The organism is Peribacillus sp. NJ4 (assembly GCF_030348345.1).
In the GTDB taxonomy this organism is placed as follows: Bacteria; Bacillota; Bacilli; order Bacillales; family DSM-1321; genus Peribacillus.
The window spans coordinates 4,440,559-4,458,340 of sequence record NZ_JAUCFQ010000001.1 but is presented as its reverse complement, the minus strand read 5'-3'; the positions used below and the strand labels follow the sequence as shown (position 1 = coordinate 4,458,340).

At 40.1% G+C, this 17,782-nt stretch carries 16 protein-coding genes and 1 riboswitch; of the genes, 11 read left to right on the top strand and 5 right to left on the bottom strand.

Annotation, left to right across the window (positions count from 1 at the left end):
• The first annotated feature begins 7 nt into the window (after positions 1-7).
• The 5 genes from QUF94_RS22210 to QUF94_RS22190 all read left to right on the top strand — a co-directional run bounded on the left by QUF94_RS22210 (position 8) and on the right by QUF94_RS22190 (position 6,161).
• Complete coding sequence (locus QUF94_RS22210) at positions 8-1,030, top strand: glycosyltransferase family 2 protein (RefSeq protein WP_289317751.1); 1,023 nt, start codon at positions 8-10, stop codon at positions 1,028-1,030.
• Complete coding sequence (locus QUF94_RS22205) at positions 990-1,445, top strand: GtrA family protein (protein ID WP_289317750.1); 456 nt, start codon at positions 990-992, stop codon at positions 1,443-1,445. Before QUF94_RS22210 ends, QUF94_RS22205 begins: the two co-directional genes overlap by 41 nt.
• A 422-nt stretch (positions 1,446-1,867) precedes the next feature.
• Positions 1,868-2,017: riboswitch (cyclic di-AMP (ydaO/yuaA leader) on the top strand.
• Between the two features lie 138 nt (positions 2,018-2,155).
• Complete coding sequence (locus QUF94_RS22200) at positions 2,156-3,982, top strand: APC family permease (RefSeq protein ID WP_289317749.1); 1,827 nt, start codon at positions 2,156-2,158, stop codon at positions 3,980-3,982.
• Between the two features lie 523 nt (positions 3,983-4,505).
• Positions 4,506-5,360, top strand: coding sequence for a RhaT/GlcU family sugar-proton symporter (locus tag QUF94_RS22195; protein WP_289317748.1), 855 nt, complete (start codon positions 4,506-4,508; stop codon positions 5,358-5,360).
• Between the two features lie 15 nt (positions 5,361-5,375).
• On the top strand, positions 5,376-6,161 hold the full coding sequence (locus QUF94_RS22190) for a glucose 1-dehydrogenase (RefSeq protein WP_289317747.1): 786 nt from the start codon (positions 5,376-5,378) through the stop codon (positions 6,159-6,161).
• 128 nt (positions 6,162-6,289) lie between these two features.
• Here QUF94_RS22190 and QUF94_RS22185 read toward each other — a convergent pair whose 3' ends face one another.
• Complete coding sequence (locus QUF94_RS22185) at positions 6,290-6,835, bottom strand: NADPH-dependent FMN reductase (protein WP_289317746.1); 546 nt, start codon at positions 6,833-6,835, stop codon at positions 6,290-6,292.
• A gap of 116 nt (positions 6,836-6,951) precedes the next feature.
• Positions 6,952-7,917, bottom strand: a complete 966-nt coding sequence (locus QUF94_RS22180; RefSeq protein WP_289318471.1) for a bile acid:sodium symporter family protein — start codon at positions 7,915-7,917, stop codon at positions 6,952-6,954.
• Between the two features lie 313 nt (positions 7,918-8,230).
• On the opposite strand from QUF94_RS22180, the gene QUF94_RS22175 reads away from it, so the two are divergent.
• The 4 genes from QUF94_RS22175 (at position 8,231) to cobT (ending at position 11,461) form a co-directional block, all read left to right on the top strand.
• Positions 8,231-8,647 carry an RrF2 family transcriptional regulator gene (locus QUF94_RS22175; protein WP_289317745.1) on the top strand — a complete coding sequence of 139 codons (417 nt, stop codon included), beginning with the start codon at positions 8,231-8,233 and terminating at the stop codon, positions 8,645-8,647.
• A 114-nt stretch (positions 8,648-8,761) separates the two neighbouring features.
• Complete coding sequence (locus QUF94_RS22170) at positions 8,762-9,469, top strand: nitroreductase family protein (protein ID WP_289317744.1); 708 nt, start codon at positions 8,762-8,764, stop codon at positions 9,467-9,469.
• 269 nt (positions 9,470-9,738) lie between these two features.
• Positions 9,739-10,287 (top strand): signal peptidase I, encoded by a 549-nt coding sequence (gene lepB / locus QUF94_RS22165; RefSeq protein WP_289317743.1) that lies wholly within the window; start codon positions 9,739-9,741, stop codon positions 10,285-10,287.
• Between the two features lie 127 nt (positions 10,288-10,414).
• Positions 10,415-11,461 (top strand): nicotinate-nucleotide--dimethylbenzimidazole phosphoribosyltransferase, encoded by a 1,047-nt coding sequence (gene cobT / locus QUF94_RS22160; protein ID WP_289317742.1) that lies wholly within the window; start codon positions 10,415-10,417, stop codon positions 11,459-11,461.
• Between the two features lie 75 nt (positions 11,462-11,536).
• Here cobT and QUF94_RS22155 read toward each other — a convergent pair whose 3' ends face one another.
• Positions 11,537-12,940: a sigma-54 interaction domain-containing protein gene (locus QUF94_RS22155; protein ID WP_289318470.1), complete on the bottom strand. Its 1,404-nt coding sequence runs from the start codon at positions 12,938-12,940 to the stop codon at positions 11,537-11,539.
• 372 nt (positions 12,941-13,312) lie between these two features.
• Here QUF94_RS22155 and QUF94_RS22150 point away from each other — a divergent pair, with 372 nt between their 5' ends.
• Positions 13,313-14,986 carry an alpha-keto acid decarboxylase family protein gene (locus tag QUF94_RS22150; RefSeq protein WP_289317741.1) on the top strand — a complete coding sequence of 558 codons (1,674 nt, stop codon included), beginning with the start codon at positions 13,313-13,315 and terminating at the stop codon, positions 14,984-14,986.
• Between the two features lie 674 nt (positions 14,987-15,660).
• A complete protein-coding gene (locus QUF94_RS22145; RefSeq protein ID WP_289317740.1) occupies positions 15,661-15,864 on the top strand; it encodes a hypothetical protein in 204 nt (67 codons plus the stop codon).
• 283 nt (positions 15,865-16,147) lie between these two features.
• Here QUF94_RS22145 and QUF94_RS22140 read toward each other — a convergent pair whose 3' ends face one another.
• Both QUF94_RS22140 and QUF94_RS28910 read right to left on the bottom strand, forming a co-directional pair.
• A complete protein-coding gene (locus QUF94_RS22140) occupies positions 16,148-17,335 on the bottom strand; it encodes a C40 family peptidase (protein ID WP_289317739.1) in 1,188 nt (395 codons plus the stop codon).
• A 270-nt stretch (positions 17,336-17,605) separates the two neighbouring features.
• The gene (locus QUF94_RS28910) at positions 17,606-17,776 is read right to left on the bottom strand and encodes a TIGR03943 family putative permease subunit (RefSeq protein WP_483313668.1); all 171 of its coding nucleotides are present in this window, start codon (positions 17,774-17,776) and stop codon (positions 17,606-17,608) included.
• Positions 17,777-17,782 lie beyond the last annotated feature (6 nt).

Below are 17,782 nucleotides of genomic sequence, written 5' to 3'. Positions count from 1 at the left end.
GAATATTGTGAATTCACCGATAGTAACGATTGTTGTACCTTGTTATAACGAAGAAAGCGTTTTGCAGGATACCATTTCCCAGCTTTGTGGATTGGTGAGGGGTTTAGTCGAAGAAAACGTTGTATCCGATAAAAGTAAAATTCTATTGGTTGATGATGGAAGCAAAGATCAAACATGGAAGATCATTTATAAAGAAACGATAAACAATGAATTTGTTCGTGGGCTAAAGCTTTCCCGGAATGCAGGTCATCAAAATGCACTTCTGGCAGGAATGTTTACAGCCAAGGAAGCCTCGGATTGTGTGATTTCCATTGATGCAGATTTGCAGGATGATATTCAAGTCATCCCTGAATTCATTCGGAAATTCAATGAAGGTTGTGAAATTGTATATGGTGTCCGCCAGAAAAGGGACCTTGATTCATTTTTTAAACGAACATCTGCAACTGGTTTTTATAAATTGATGAACAAGATGGGGGTTAACCTTATCTATAATCATGCCGATTTCCGGCTAATGAGCAAAAGGGCGATCGTGGAGCTGGAACAATTTGAAGAAACGAATCTTTTTTTACGGGGAATCGTCCCGCTCATTGGGTTCAAGACGGACTCTGTTTATTATGACAGAAAAGAAAGATTGGCTGGGGAAACGAAGTATCCATTAAAGAAGATGGTTGCCTTTGCGCTTGATGGCATTACTTCTTTTTCAGTTACGCCGATCCGGCTTGTATTATGGCTAGGATGTCTTTCCTTTTTCATTAGCTTACTCTTTGGGTCATACTTTTTATGGTTAAAGTTTTATGGACAGACCGAAACGGGCTGGACCTCATTAATTACCTCCATATGGTTGATCGGTGGACTGCAGTTGATTGCTGTCGGCTTGATTGGGGAATATATCGGTAAAATATATAATGAATCCAAACGCCGGCCTAAATATATTGTTGATCTGGATCTATTTAATCCGCTCGATTTAACAAAACGGGAGCAACTAGACAATGAACGGAACAGTATTGAAAAACTATCTAAAACACACTAATTCCTTTATCCGCTTTTTATTGGTTGGAATAGTCAATACAGCGGTTGGACTTTCCATCATGCTTTTTCTCATGAATGTTCTTGATTTATCTTACTGGATCTCCACCTTTTTCGGCAATGGTTCGGGAGCTGTAACGAGTTTTCTGTTGAACAGGACATTTACCTTTAAAAGCAATATAGACTTGCGGAGAGGAGTTGCCCGTTTCTTTTGCGTCATCCTGATTTGTTATTCCGCCGCTTATTCTTTAGGACAAGCCATTGCAGAATCGATGGAAGGATCCGTTCATTTATCCATGCAGCAAAATGTGGCTGTACTGATTGGAACAATCTTTTATACAGTACTTAACTATATTGGCCAGAAATACTTTGTCTTTAAGAAAAGTAATTTGAGACCAATTCAAGAAGGAAGGAACTAATTAGAGTGGATCATTGGGAATAATGAATAATGCCCTCTGATTGGATGGAAATTAAAGTTGACTATCCAAGCGGGGGCAGAACTGTTTAATGGGAAAGGCGAATTAGTTGATTGATTAGATAGGTATTCAGTTTCGTTCTTCGCTGTCTCCATGGTGGCTGATGATTTTTCCTTTTGTGGACCGCCATATTGTTCATTGATTGGTTAATGCTTTGACCTGAAAATTTTCATCAGGTATTATTTGTTTTTTTCTTCTTTTTTAGACATGTCATTCACCTCTTTCCTTCCTTCAATCATTTGTTTTGATGCCTTATGTAATATACGTCATGAACAAAACCTCACTAACAATAAATTATTCTTTTTCCGTGTAAAATTTTCATTTACTTTTCCATTTCACGGGAGTATGATAATCAACAGTTTCATATTTCTAAATCGCTTAAACCTTATGGTACGGGGGACCCGTTATAGGGATTGTTTTTCAATCCAAGGGGTGAATCCTTTCAAGGTAAAGGTAGGGCTACTCTTAGGTCCGAATCCGACAGCTAACCTCGTAAGCGTTATATGAGAAGGAAGGTGGAGCTTGTCAGACAAAAAAAATGATGTCTACAGGTCTATTTAGCTATGACTTGTAGGCATTTTTTATTTCGTCTTGTTTTTTGCAATAACTGGGGGAACATAAATTTATAACTAAAATATGGTGGTGAATACTTGATGTTATCTTCTATAAAGAGGTTCTTGATAGGGAGACCTTTAAAATCAAATGCACTTGGCGAACAAAAGCTAAACAAAACTAAGGCTTTAGCCATCCTATCTTCTGATGCATTGTCTTCGGTTGCTTATGGACCGGAACAAATATTGATCGTTCTCATCACGGTCGGTGCCGCGGCATTCTGGTATTCAATCCCGATAGCAATCGGGGTATTGATCCTGTTAATGGCCTTGATCTTGTCCTATAGACAAATCATTTTTGCCTATCCCCATGGCGGGGGAGCCTATGTGGTTTCAAAAAACAATTTAGGCATCAATCCAGGGTTGATAGCTGGAGGATCCTTATTGGTCGATTATATATTAACTGTCGCTGTAAGTGTTTCTGCAGGAACGGATGCCATCACGTCCGCTTTTCCAGGCCTGCATTCATATAATGTCGGCATAGCCATCATTTTCGTCATTCTACTTACCATCCTAAATCTTAGGGGGGTTACGGAGTCGGCCTCTGTTTTGGCCTATCCGGTGTACCTATTCGTTTTAGCATTGTTCATCTTGATTGGTGTAGGAATTTACAAGATCTTGACAGGAGGAGTTTCACCGGAATTGCACGCGCCAATCGGGACCCCGGTAGCGGGTATCAGTTTATTTATACTGCTAAGAGCATTTGCATCAGGCAGCTCCGCATTGACAGGAGTCGAAGCGATTTCCAATGCGATCCCGAACTTTAAAGATCCAGCCCCGAATAATGCTGCAAAAACTTTAATAGCGATGGGGTCCTTACTAGCTGTATTATTTTCGGGAATCGTATTCTTAGCCTATTATTTAAGCATTGTTCCCAGCGCAGAGGTCACGGTCGTCTCGCAGATTGCTGAAGAGATCTTTGGACGGAATTTCATGTACTTCTTCATTCAAGGTACGACTGCCTTGATCTTGATACTGGCCGCAAATACTGGCTATTCGGCATTCCCGCTGCTTGCGGTAAATCTTGCAAAGGATAAATTCATACCAAGGGCGTTTACGATTAGAGGGGACCGATTAGGATATTCCAATGGAATTATCATACTGGGGCTTGCGTCCATCATCTTAATAGTAGCATTTGAAGGACATACAGAAAATCTAATTCCACTTTATGCTGTAGGGGTATTTATACCATTTACGCTGTCCCAGACCGGGATGATCGTTAAATGGCTCCGCGAAAAGCCAAAAGGCTGGTTGGTTAAATTAACCATTAATTCAATTGGTGCCATTATTAGCCTGATCGTCACGATGATATTCTTTTTAACCAAATTTACTCAGGTATGGTCTGTTTTGATTTTTTTACCAATCATCATTTTAATTTTTCATCGAATTAGAAAGCATTATGAAGCAGTTGGTGACCAACTGAGGATTACAACTTGTGAGCCCATCTTACCAATAGAAGGGAATATCATTCTTGTACCTGTGGCGGGTATAACTCATGTGGTTGAGAATTCCTTAAATTATGCTAAATCTCTTTCAGCACATCAGATCATTGCCGTTTATGTTGCTTTTGAAAGAGAAGATGAAAAGAAATTCGAAGAAAAATGGAAAAAGTGGCAGCCTGATGTTAGACTCGTCACACTGAACTCTTATTACAGAAGCATCATTCAGCCATTAACTAAGTTTGTGGATACAGTTGAACATAAGGCGAGTGAATCTAACTATAAAGTTACAGTGATCATCCCGCAATTCATTCCGAAGAAGGGTTGGCACAATATTCTTCATAACCAATCAAGTTTACTGATTCGGGCCTACTTACTTTATAGAAGAAATGTAGTTATTACGACAGTGCCATATCATTTGAAGAAGTAATTTAAGAATAGAAGCAGACCTTGATCAGGTTTGCTCAGACTGTAGGTAAATTCGAAGAAAGCGAATTTGCCTACAGTTTTTTTCTTTAAAAAACGTTCCAGTTGTTTTCAGAAATCCGCTCCCTTTCCGCCGACTGTCTGCCAAGCCACCTCTACGCAAGCGACTCAGGTGTCCCGTCTAACCAGTTATTCGGCAGGAGTGTCGCAAATTTCTTCAATCTATTGGGGGTTTCATAAAACAGTAAAGACCATTTTATTAAATCATAGTTCGGGATGAGACCATTCCGAACTCCCTTTTGTCGACAAGCTGGGCAAACCTTGATAGGGTTTGCTTCTTTTTATTTTTCACCCTAGAAACTTACAGAGAATCAAGTGTTCTGTAAGTTGGATATTGGAACGGAAGGGTGGTTTTTGAACACTTCATAAAATTACCAAGGTTCAATTCAAATAATGCGAACATATTAAAAAGAAGACTAAATGAAATTTCCGCTATAGATTGGAACTTACATATATGGGGGTTGAAGATGGATATATTATTAGCTCTCTTGCCGGCATTATTCTGGGGAAGCATCGTTCTATTTAATGTGAAACTGGGGGGAGGACCCTACAGTCAAACATTAGGTACAACGATTGGCGCCTTGATTTTCTCAATTGGTGTTTATATTTTTGCCGATATTAAGTTATCCCTATTGGTGTTTGGTGTCGGGGTCGTTTCTGGATTGTTTTGGGCCGTGGGACAAGCTAATCAGCTTAAGAGCATCGATTTAATGGGTGTTTCCAAAACGATGCCGATCTCAACTGGATTGCAGCTCATTTCAACCACTTTATTCGGGGTCATTGTTTTTCACGAATGGTCTACAATGAAAGCGGTCATTTTAGGCGTTTTGGCATTGGTTTTCATTATTATAGGAATTGTTTTGACCTCCTTGGAAGATAAAGAATCAAAAGAAGGCAAATCGGGAAACTTGAAGAAAGGAATTGTCATTCTCCTCATCTCGACATTCGGTTATTTGGTCTATGTGGTCGTGGCCCGTCTTTTTGATGTTGATGGCTGGTCAGCGTTGTTCCCTCAAGCGATCGGGATGGTGATAGGCGGTCTATTATTGACCTTTAAACATAAGCCGTTTAACAAGTATACGATTCGCAATATCATTCCGGGACTGATATGGGCTGCAGGGAACATGTTTTTATTCATATCCCAGCCCCGTGTTGGAGTGGCTACGAGTTTTTCCCTTTCTCAAATGGGCATTGTCATATCAACTATCGGCGGGATCGTCATTTTACGTGAAAAGAAAACGAAGCGCCAACTAATTGGAATCGGCATTGGAATTATCTTGATTATCATAGCTGGGATTATGCTCGGATTGGCAAAAAGTTAATTGGAGGGTGATTAAATGTATACAGATTTAGAGGGTAAGGTCGTTGTTATAACCGGTTCATCCACTGGTTTAGGAAAAGCGATGGCCATTCGCTTTGCTCAGGAAAAGGCAAAGGTAGTCGTTAACTATCGCACAAAATCAGAGGAAGCGGATAGTGTATTGGAAGAGATCAAAACCAATGGCGGGGAAGTTATCGCAGTGAAAGGCGATGTCACCGTTGAAGAAGATGTGATTAACCTGGTTCAATCAGCGATAAAGAAATTCGGGAAACTCGATATATTTATCAATAATGCAGGTATAGAAAACCCTGTTCCATCTCACGAGATGCCGTTAAGCGACTGGAATAGGGTAATCGATACAAACTTAACCGGTAATTTCTTAGGCTGCCGTGAAGCCATCAAGTATTTTGTAGAGAACGATATTAAAGGGAATGTGATAAACATGTCCAGTGTACATGAGATGATTCCCTGGCCTTTATTCGTTCACTACGCGGCAAGCAAGGGTGGTGTGAAGTTGCTTACGGAAACCTTGGCTCTTGAATATGCACCAAAAGGGATCCGTGTGAACAGCATTGGTCCTGGAGCTATCGCCACGCCAATAAATGCCGACAAGCTAGAAGATCCCGAAAAGAAAAAGGATCTGGAAAGCATGATTCCGATGGGTTATATCGGAAAGCCTGAGGAAATTGCCGCGGTTGCTGTATGGCTTGCATCTTCAGAATCCAGTTATGTAACGGGCATCACTCTATTCGCTGACGGTGGTATGACAAAATACCCTTCATTCCAAGCGGGAAGAGGATGAAAGTATCTGCTTGGAAAAAGCAGGATTACATCTAGCAAGGAACACTGCTAGTTGATTCCCTCATTTATGAAATGATGAAGCAAGAATCCCAGCAGGGTCAATCCTGCTGGGATTCTTGTTAAAAAGCATTAACGAATATGATGATTATACCAGCTAATGAAGTTATCGACGACAGTATCTATAAACTGGACAGTCGACTCATGTGTAAGACTGCCTTCGTTATCGATTTTGTCATGAACGGCTCCAACATATACTTCATTCCCGGGAAGGAGTGGAGAGGAGATGCCTAATGCGAATAATATTTCACGCAAATGCAATTGAGCTTTAACCGTACCTAATTGCCCCATTGATGCACCCATAATCCATGAAGGTCTGCCAATCAAGACTTTATCGACACGTGATAACCAATCGATTGCATTGCCCAATACACCTGGAATCGTACCATTGTATTCTGGTGTTACCCACAAGACTGCATCTGCTTCGGCCACTTTGCTTTTAAATTCTTTTACAACTAATGGAGGATCATTTTCAATATCTTGATCATAAAAAGGTAAATCCCGAATGTTTAAGATTTCGAGTTCAAACCGATCTTGATATCTAGTTTGAATATATTTGGCAAGCTTAAGGTTGTAAGATTCTTTACGGATACTTCCCACTATTGCAACAACTTTCATCTTCAATACCTCCAATTATAATTTGTAATGGATAATGGATAATCATGTAAATATGTTCCACTTACTTATTATAATTGGAATGTAAATGAAAGGGAAAAAGGATGCTTAGGAAATAGTCATTCGGCGGATCGCCCCTCATTCACACCGTGATGGTAATGCTTCTCCATTACATAGCCAAAAAAGGAAGCAAGCATTTGTTGAAACAGCATGCCAAGTACAACTGGTACCGCGACGGCAGCAGGAAAATAGGTGGTTGCAAGAACGGCTCCTGCACTGATATTTCGCATACCGCCTGTAAATGTCAAGGTGATGATGTCCCCCTTTTCCCATTTTAAACATGCACCGACCATCCAAGAAAGGGCATAGCCTGAAGCAGCGATGAACAAAACCAAGAAGGACATGATCATTAATTTCTTGTCGAAATGTGTTAAATAGGGCGCAATTTTTGAACTGTTCAATATGACTACGATTCCAACGCTTATCTTGGAAAATGGAGCTAAGCGGGGGGATAGTATATATGGTATCTTCCCTTTTGTAATCTGATTCAAGAACATGGCAAGAATGGACGGAAGAACGACCATCCCGATCAATCCTTTCACCATCGGCCCCGAATCCATTTCGATTGAACCGCCTCCAAAAAGGGAAACACTGTAAGGAACGATGAATGGTGAGAGAAGGGTGTCGATTAAGATGATGGTTAGGGCAAGTGCGGCATTCCCTTTATACATCGATACCCAAATCATACTGGTGACACCGGTTGGAATCACTACAGCCAGCACTAAGCCGGTAATCGTGAAAGCATCACCATGAAACACTAAATGGCCGAGACAAAAGGCCCAAATAGGCATAAGTATGTGGAGGATGATCAATACGATGAATACAGGAAAAGGGTGGGTGACTGCCCGTTGCAGAGATTTAAAGTTGGAGCCTAAACTTCCGGAAAATGTAATGAAGGCAAATATCCATGGAACAAGAAAGGTGTAATCCATTAGATGTTCGGCCAACAAGATGCCAATAACCACGCTTATCGGCGTGATGAGAGGCATAATTTTATCCATTTGTTCATTTATTAACTTCAGCATCATTCATCCACTTCCTAAGCAAAATTCTATTAAGTAAGTTTACCATATTCCAAAAAAGATATATTGTAAGACAAACAATTTGTTTGTTTATTTTTGTCTGGAATGGCGAAAACCATTATTGGAAGGGTAGGTCTAGTGGGAGATTCTTCGTTCCTATTAATATACTATCACTGCGCTGGAACTCCCATCGATCCAAAAAGAGCTGCAGGCTTTCTCAGATGAATCTTCATTAAAAGGAGATTAGGCAGGATTGTTCGATGCAGCGTTGTATATTCATTGAAAAATAGTTTAAAGTAGAGGTGAGGTGAAAGTAATGTCAGAAAAGGTTTCCAGTATAATGTGGTTTAGTCTTGCAGTACAATCTCTGCTTGTACTTGCTGATCATGATGGATTATGCAATAGTACTAAATTGGCCGATAAGCTTGATTCGGAGTCGGGTTTTCTTAGAAAAATATTAAGTAATTTAGTGAAGGCAGGGCTGATTCAAGCGAAGGAAGGCAGGGATGGAGGATATTCGCTTGCCAAAAATCCCGATCAAATCATACTTGCGGATATATACTCTGCAATTAAATCCGAACCTTTTTCAAAAGGCTTCCTAGATGTAAATGATAAAAAGTGCTTTCAACCATCTTCTCGTGAAGCTTTATGCGGTTTGAAAAACGAGATGGAGAGCTGGATAATACAGGGCTTGGAGAAGAAGACGATTGCTGATTTACTAACAAAATCTTAATGTGAAAAACGAAACTAACAGGGTTTCGTTTTTTTAAAACTGTATTTGACAAAAGAACAGTATGTGTTATATACTGTTTCTATAGTAAACACAGTTAAATGGAGGTCATTACAAATGACAAAAAATACAATGAGTAAAGAAGAGTACCTAAATAAATCGAAAGAATTGAATATACCGCTTGAAAAGCCGAAGGTCCTTACTGATACAGACTTCACTACGGTAGCAAAAGAACGGAGATCTGTTCGCCAATACGATGCTGAATACGTGATGACTGAAGAAGAAATTCGTGAAATCCTGGATATTGCGATTCAAGCACCGTCTTCTTCCAACTTGCAGCCATGGAGATTCCTTGTGATTCAAGATAAGCAAACCCAACAAGAATTGCTGCCCATCGCAAATAACCAACAACAAATTGTTGATGCCTCTGCTGTCATTGCCGTTTTAGCTGATATAGAAGGTTACAAAAATGCAGAGCGCATTTATGGTGAATTAGTAAATAAGGGGATCATGAAGAATGAAATAAAAGAGCCATATGTAGCCTCAATCATGCATAATTACGGTAACTTTTCTGCTGAAAAGGCTTTAAGTGTAGCTATGATTGACGGTGGCTTGGTTTCCATGCAGATCATGTTAGCTGCAAAAGCAAAAGGTTACGATACAGTACCAATGGGAGGGTTCGATGAAGCCCAATTTGTTGATGCATTCAATGTACCGGAAAACTTCAAACCCGTCATGTTAATCTCCATTGGGAAAGGGACTAAAGCAGGATTTGAAAAAGTCCGTTTGCCACTCGATTCTATATTGACTTGGAATAAATACTAAGGTTCATAATATAAGGTTTTTGGAGCCAGGATAGCTGAAATTCGCTATCCTTTTTTTTGTATTAGAGTTGCTCTGCGCTCCTGTTAATAAAAATGATTAATTCTCGCAAGCGATTAATGGATATGTTACAATTTTTCCATATATTTCTTTTTGGATATCTCCTCTAAAATCACCGACCGCTCAGCATTAAGGGATTAAAAGAGCTAAAGAATTGGTCTTGACGCTGCGTGCCAATATTAGCCGTTCACAATGGATGGGAGGGAGCCCTTATGAAGAATGAAGTGAAAAGTGAAGTGTTCTCGTGGTTGAAATCTATCTTATTCGCTTTACTGATCGTGTTCATTTGCCAACAGTTTTTATTTACGCCAGTCACAGTCAAAGGTGAATCAATGGAGCCGACTTATGAAAATGATGACCGGATCGTGGTAACTAAAGTCGGAATGCCGGAACGCTTCGATATGGTCGTATTTTATGCTCCGGACGCGGATGAGAAGTATATAAAAAGGGTGATCGGTTTACCGGGTGACAGTGTTGAAATGAAAGATGATGTCCTATTTATCAATGGGAAAAAGTATACAGAACCATATTTGAAAACAAAAAAGGAGGAAATTCCACCTGAAGAAAATCTGACGGAGAATTTCACCCTGAATGATTTACTTGGGAAATCCAAAGTACCTGTTGGTCATTTATTTGTCATGGGGGATAATCGAAGGAACAGCTGGGATGGAAGGAGATTTGGTTTTATTTCGGAGGAATCACTTGTGGGGAAAGTGAAGTTTCGTATCTACCCATTAAATGAAATAGGGGTGCCGAGATAAATGAATCCGAGTGAGAGAAAGCTTAGGGGATAATTATATGGACTAAGTTGTATTTATAGCAGATGATTGATAAGAACCTTTTCCGATGGTTAAGGTTTTTCATTTTTGATTAATGGAGGTTTTTAATATGACGAAGGGTTTGGCCGCGATTTCCATCCCGATGCTGGATGTAGAAATGGGACGGCAGGTAAAAGGTCATGTCGATTCGCTGACTGTTCCTCAGGGGAGCTTAGGACGGCTTGAGGAATGGATAATCGAATTGGCCAAGATGACAGGAGAGGCCTTTCCGGACATTTCGAAACCGGGGGTGATCGTGTTTGCAGCCGATCATGGAATTACTGAAGAAGGGGTTTCGGCTTATCCAAAAGAAGTGACGGAACAAATGGCGCTCAATTTCCTGAATGACGGAGCAGCCATCAATGTATTCAGCCGCGCGATAGATGCTTGCTTGGACATTGTCGATATTGGGATCGATTCAGAAATCAAAGCACCGGGGTTAACTTCGAGAAAAGTCCGCAATGGAACGAGAAACTTTTATAAAGAAGATGCGATGACAAAGGAAGAAGTAATTCAAGCGCTTGAAATTGGATATGACCGTGCACAGAAAATGATTGCCCGTGGAGTTAATTGCCTGATTCTTGGTGAAATGGGAATCGGAAATACGACATCCAGTTCTGCCATCATCTCCGTCGTAAGCGGAAAAAGTGTCGAGTCGCTAGTGGGACAGGGAACAGGATTGAAGTCTGAAGGCATTTTACATAAGCAAAGAATAATTGAAGAAGCCATTTCATTAAGAAAACCTAATCCTGATGACCCAATCAATATTTTGATGAAAATCGGTGGATTCGAAATTGCAGGTATGACAGGGGCCATGCTTGCTGCAGCGAATGACCGTATCCCCATTCTTGTTGATGGTTTCATTACAACCACAGCTGCTGTATTGGCCAACCTTTTTTCCGGACGTGCAGCCGATTATATGTTCATTGGACATCGATCTGCAGAACCAGGTCATAGAACGGCCATAGAATTGCTTGGTAAGGAGCCTATCCTTGATTTAGGAATGAGAATCGGAGAAGGAACAGGGGCCGCAGTGGCATACCCCATCCTTAAGGCAGCGACATTGGTGGTAAAAGAAATGGCAACATTTGAATCCGCAGGCGTGTCAAATAAATAAGAAATAGGAGACCTTCATGTGAAGGTCTCCTATTTCTTATATGCTCAAAAGGGGAGATTGCAGTGAAATATTCTTTTACTTAATGGGTAGTTGACCTTTATATTTCTTCATTTTCCTAACGACGGAAGGCTGGCTGATACCTAAGAATTTAGCCATTTCATATGTGGATTTACATTGTTTACTCGCTTTCATCATCATCCATTTCTCCACTTGTTCGAGAGCGGTATTGAGATCACGATCATCAACCATCATATGTTCGATCATTAGGGTATCATCTTTTTTCTCCAAAGATTCTTGTCCATGGAAATGGGAGGGGAGGAAGCCTGGGAAAATGATGGAGTCTTCCGAGGTCAAAATGAGCCGTTCAATCAGATTTTCCAATTCACGAACGTTCCCTGACCATTTATGCTGAATAAGGATTTCGTAAGTGGAAGGGTGCAATTTCTTATCTGTCTTGTATTTCTTGTTGATGATTTCGAGATTATGATTGATCAATATGGCAATATCTTCTTTTCTTTCTCGTAAAGGCGGTATTTGGACGGGAATTACATTTAAGCGGTAATACAAATCGAGCCTGAAAGTTCCCTTTTCGACCATTTCCTCAAGGTTTTGATTGGTTGCTGTCACAAGCCGGAAATCTATCTTATGCTCTTTTTTTCCTCCCACTCTTTTAAAAGTCTTCTCTTGCAGGACATTTAATAATTTCACTTGCATATCCAGGGGTAGCTCCCCGATTTCATCCAGAAATAAGGTTCCGTTATCTGCCTGTTCAATCAGCCCTTGCTTCCCATGTTTTTGCGCACCGGTGAAGGATCCCGCCTCGTATCCAAACATTTCAGATTCAAAGAGACTTTCTGGAATGGTACTGCAGTTAACTTCGATGAATGGCTCTTTGCTGCGGTAACTCTGATTATGTAGCCGGCGGGCGAAGACGCTCTTACCCACACCCGATTCCCCAAGAAGCATGACGGTGGCATCCGTTTTGGAAACACGGAGTATCGTTTTGGCGATTTGCCGCATTTCCTTGCTGCGATAGATCAGCTCTTCCTGTTCCCTAAGTTCCTCGACCTCCGATTGATATTCTTGAATCTTTTTCTCCAATTGACCGTACTGATCCTGGAGGTTCCTGATTTCAGTTTGATCTTGAGCATAACTGACGACACGAATCAATTCACCATCATCATCAAAGATGGGATAGGCAGTCGACATGACGATTTTTCCCGTCTTCGTATGCTGCATGATCTGGACAGGTGTTTTCTCTTTCAATACCATGGCGGAAATCGAAGGTGAAAGAATTCCTTCCGTTTCTAGCTGGTAAACGGATTTTCCAAGATAATGGTCGGGTTCAATTCCATAAATCCACCAATGGTTAGGATTCGTAAATAAAATGAATCCTTTTTCATCGGTCACGGTAATATTATTATTCGATGTGCTGATGATCGTTTCCAAAACTCTTTTCACATTGTTATCACTCATCATTTTCCCCCTTGTTTGTTTTTTCGATTGATTCAAATATAAATCAAAAATAGTGGTGAAATCAAGAATTTTCAGACATCTTGATTTGGAATTGAATCATTTTTTAGAAATTGGCAATTTTAATGTATACAATCGCTCCGATGTAGTAGATTGTTTTGGAATGGTTGATAATCATAAATTTTCTTTAACACTTTTAAAAACATCCTCTTCCCTTTGGGTGGTCACCGCCATTCCTTGTTGATTTCACTAACTTCAATCAAAGTGTTGAATAGAGTAATAGATAAGCGAAGCCCGCTCTTTTTTTATACGGTTAACCTACTTATGTTTGGGTATAAATAAAGTAGTAGAGATGAATCGATTGGAGGAGTGATTGACTTGGCTGGGAACAGAACCTTGGGACGATTTTTATACAATTGCTTAAAAGCAGAGGGCATTACAGAGATTTTTGGTGTGCCCGGAGACTATAATTTCTCATTGCTAGATACTTTGGAAGATTACGATGGGATTGAGTTCATTAATGGACGAAATGAACTCAATGCTGGTTATGCAGCGGATGCCTATGCCCGGGTGAAGGGCATGTCGGCACTGATCACCACTTTTGGTGTCGGTGAAATGAGCGCATGTAATGCAATCGCTGGTGCGTACAGTGAAAATGTGCCGCTCATACATATTGTCGGCTCGCCAAAGTCCATGATGCAACAGGAGAAGGAGCTTGCCCATCATACGTTAATGGATGGAGATTTTGATGTTTTCCGTAAGGTTTATGAGCATATCACCAGTTATACGGCAATTCTTACACCAGAAAACGCATCTAGGGAGATACCGGCTGCAATCAGAATCGCGAAAGAAAAGAAAAAGCCCGTTTATTTGGTAGTGGCTATAGATCTCGTAACAAAACCGTTGCTTTCTCACAGCGAGACTTCAGAAAATATGGCCAAAACGAATGTCGGTGCGTTGCAGTCAGCAATGGAGCATATAAAAGGAATGTTAGAACATGTAAACAAAGCGGTTCTGCTTGTCGACGTAAAAACACTTCGTTATAACCTGCAGAAACCCGTACTGCAGCTCGCTGAGCGGTTAAATGTTCCAGTTGCTTCGTTAATGCAGGGGAAAGGCGGATTTGATGAGAGTCATCCCCAGTATATTGGTGTATACGGCGGAGCTTTCGGAAGTAAGGCTGTAACTCAGACTGTTGAAGAAGCGGATTTCATCATAGCCGTTGGTGCTGTTTGGTCAGACGTAAATACTTCCAAAGGGACAGCAAAGCTTAACCCGTTGAAAATGGTGGAAATTCAACCTGACACATTAAAAGTGGGAGAAGCCAGTTATATGAATGTCAGGGCTGAGGAAATTCTAAATGCCCTCCAGGACATCGGCTACCGGCAGAACGAATCTGTTGGAACCATCGAGTTTCCGTATGACACAATGGTTGAAGACCCATCAGCACAACTGGAAGCGGCTTCCTATTATCCACGGATTCAGCAAATGTTGAAGGAAAATGATATTGTAGTCACGGAAACAGGAACATTCTCTTATGGCATGTCACAGGTCAGATTGCCGAAAGGGGCGACCTATATTGCACAGGGAGGCTGGCAGAGCATCGGATATGCGACTCCCGCCGCTTTCGGGGCTTGTATAGCGGATAAAAACAGACGTGTTCTTTTGTTTACCGGTGACGGCTCGATACAGCTGACAGTACAGGAAATAAGCTCGATGCTGGAGAACGGCTGCAAGCCCATCGTGTTCATCCTCAACAATAACGGCTATACGATAGAAAAATTCTTAAACGTAAAGGTCGATATAGAAAAACAGAAATACAACGAGATACCAGAGTGGGATTATACAAAACTGGCTGAAGCGTTTGGTCAGGAGGCATTCACAGCACGAGTCGAGACGAATGGTGAACTGGATGATGCCATCACAAATGCTCAGGATATGAACGCCGAGAAACTTTGCCTTATAGAATTGGTAGTGAAAAATCAAATGGATGCACCGGATTATTTGCAAAAAATAAGGCAGTATCTTGAAAAGCAAGAGAAACAAAAGTAATGCCAAAAGGCCTTCTGTATTGAAGGCTTTTCAGTTTGCCGACAAAATGGGTTCGTAAGTGTATCACCACACCTGATTAAGAATAGGTTATACTTTATGGGTTTTTACTGTTTTATGAAACCTCACTAGATTGAAGAAATTTGCGACACTCCTGCGGGGAAACTGGCTAGCCGAGACCCCACAGGCGCTTTCAGCGAGGGGGCTTGGAAGACAGTCGGCGGAAAGGGAGCGGATTTCTGAAATCAGCTGGAACTTTTTTAAAAGAAAAAAACTGTAGGCAAACCTGCTCTTCTTATTAGTCTACAGTCCGAAAGGTCTTCTGTGATGGAGGCCTTTTTTTGTTGGGAAAGTTGATACTGGAAAGTGTTTAGAATTGAATTTTTCGAGTATAAATGAGAATTGTCAGTGAATTACCTCCGGAGGTATTGGGGCTTACTATATTTACCCGTGTTTAGCCCTATCAAGGACAAGAATGGCGAGTTCAAAAAGTAAACAGAATATATCAGTCATGATAATACCAGTATTGGTCACTGACATTTCAAAATTGAAACCAAGAATTTTTAAATTAAGAGTATTATGAAAATGTCACGAAGTAATAGGGAATATATTTTTCCTAAGTAGAGAAAACCATTCTTTTTAAAGCTGGCTATTTCTGTAGATAAGGGGGCACAAAAATGCGTAAAAATGTATCATTAGCGCGGTTTATAGAGTCAAATAAAGAAAATCTCAGCAATAATCAGTTGTTCATAGATCTTATTGAAGAAAAAGTTCAAAAAAAGCAAGTGGAAATGCAGGAAAAACATCTAACAAGACAGGCAGGTGATGAGAATGTTATTAAGAAAAGCCTGGTTATTACAACAAACGATGGCCTATCATAGAAAAAAAAAGGATGAAATAGCTGAAGTAAAGGAATTATCAAGCTTGGAAGGAGTCCGTATCAGTAAACAACTTAATTATGCGATTATGGAGATGCAAAGGTTAATGCGCGAGTGATGATGGATTCAAAAAAGATAATGAGAAGGGGTATAAGCCATAACACCAGTTGGCGGCTATTTGACATGATAATACGCAAAAAAGCATGTATGATATTTTATCAATACACGCTTTTTTTGCTCTTTAGTTAATTTTATAGCCAAAAATTGTTTGTTGTCATATCGTTATTTAGTTAAGAACTCGGACTGCCTTTACAAAGCTAGGTCCCCAGTAAGAATTGTTAATGTTAGCGTAGGACACACCTTTAGATGTGGAAGCATTCAGCATTTGACCATTACCGGCATAAATTCCCACATGATTGATTACACCATCATTATTGGTATCAAAAAATACTAAATCCCCTTTTTGGAGGGATTTCGAAGATACAGCTGTACCAACGTGTGATTGTGCCACTGAATTTCGAGGTAAGGAAACACCTGCACTTTGGAATGCCCTTAATGTGAATGAAGAGCAATCAAATACGTCAGTGCGTGAAGTGCTTGCACCGTAAACATACTTGGCTCCCATGTATTTAGCGCCAGCTGCCAAAACTTGATCCGCTTTGGAAGAATAAGTCGAATTGGACGGTTTTTTAGTTGCAGATGCCGAGGCTTTCCCAGAAACACGGATGGATTGGCCTATACGAATACGTTCTGAATTGGAAATATTAGGGTTAATTTTAAGTAAGGCACTAAGGGAAAGATTATATCGTTTAGCGATAGTCGATAAGGAATCCCCTAGTTTAACCACATATACATCTGTTTTATTTTTACTATTATTCGTACTCGTATAATTGTTAAGGGTATTGACCTTCAAGACTTGACCGGGAAAAATAAGAGTGCCAGTCAAATGGTTTTTAGACTTTAATTGTTTGATAGTCATATTATTGACTCTGGCAATTTTGTCCAGGGTGTCCCCGGATTTGACTGTATATGTAGCATTAGATTGACTGTTTTTAGCCGTAGAGCTGGATGCAGGTGCTTGTCCGGAAACCCGGATGGATTGGCCAATATAAATGCGATCCGAATTAGAAATATTAGTGTTTAACTTTAGCAGGGCACTAAGGGAAAGGTTATATTTTTTTGCAATTTTGGATAAAGAATCCCCCAGTTTAACCACATATTTTTCGGTTTTATCTATATTTTTAGTCTGGGTATTAAGGGTATTAACCTTCAAGACTTGGCCGGGAAAAATAAGGTTACTAGTCAAATGGTTTTGAGATTTTAATTGTTGCACAGTTGTATGATTAGCTTTAGAGATTTTATCAAGGGTGTCCCCTGATTTAACTTGATAAGAACCAGCATAAGCAGAGGTGCCGGCGATAAGGGTACCTATAATAGTTCCTGCAAGAATGAAAGAGTTTTTCGAATTGTTCATTTAGGAAAGTTCCTCCTGATGTGGTAAAAAAATATGTAGCATTTATATTATAAAGGTAAGGCATATAAAAAACATGACCCATATAAATAAAATTCAACTTTTTCTTCATTTTTCAGGTTATTTTGTAGATCTGTCACATCTAGTGGATTCAAGTGGGGAGTAAGAGGCCCATATCTTTAATTTCGCATAAAGAGATAACTAGTCTAAAAGAGCATTTCATAAAATGGAAGTTTTGAGGTAATAAAAAAGAAAGGTAAGAATAACATATCCTTACCTTTTCATGATTAATTTTTTAATATTGTACGAAAACCCGGTTAACGTAATTTGTTTGCCGGAGAACTTTCCAGAAGAGTAATAGATGGCTTCTAAATCATTAAGATAGTTTTTATCGGTTAAATGAAGACTATCACGTTCAACCAAGCTTTGGTGCGAGTGATCCATTAGAGT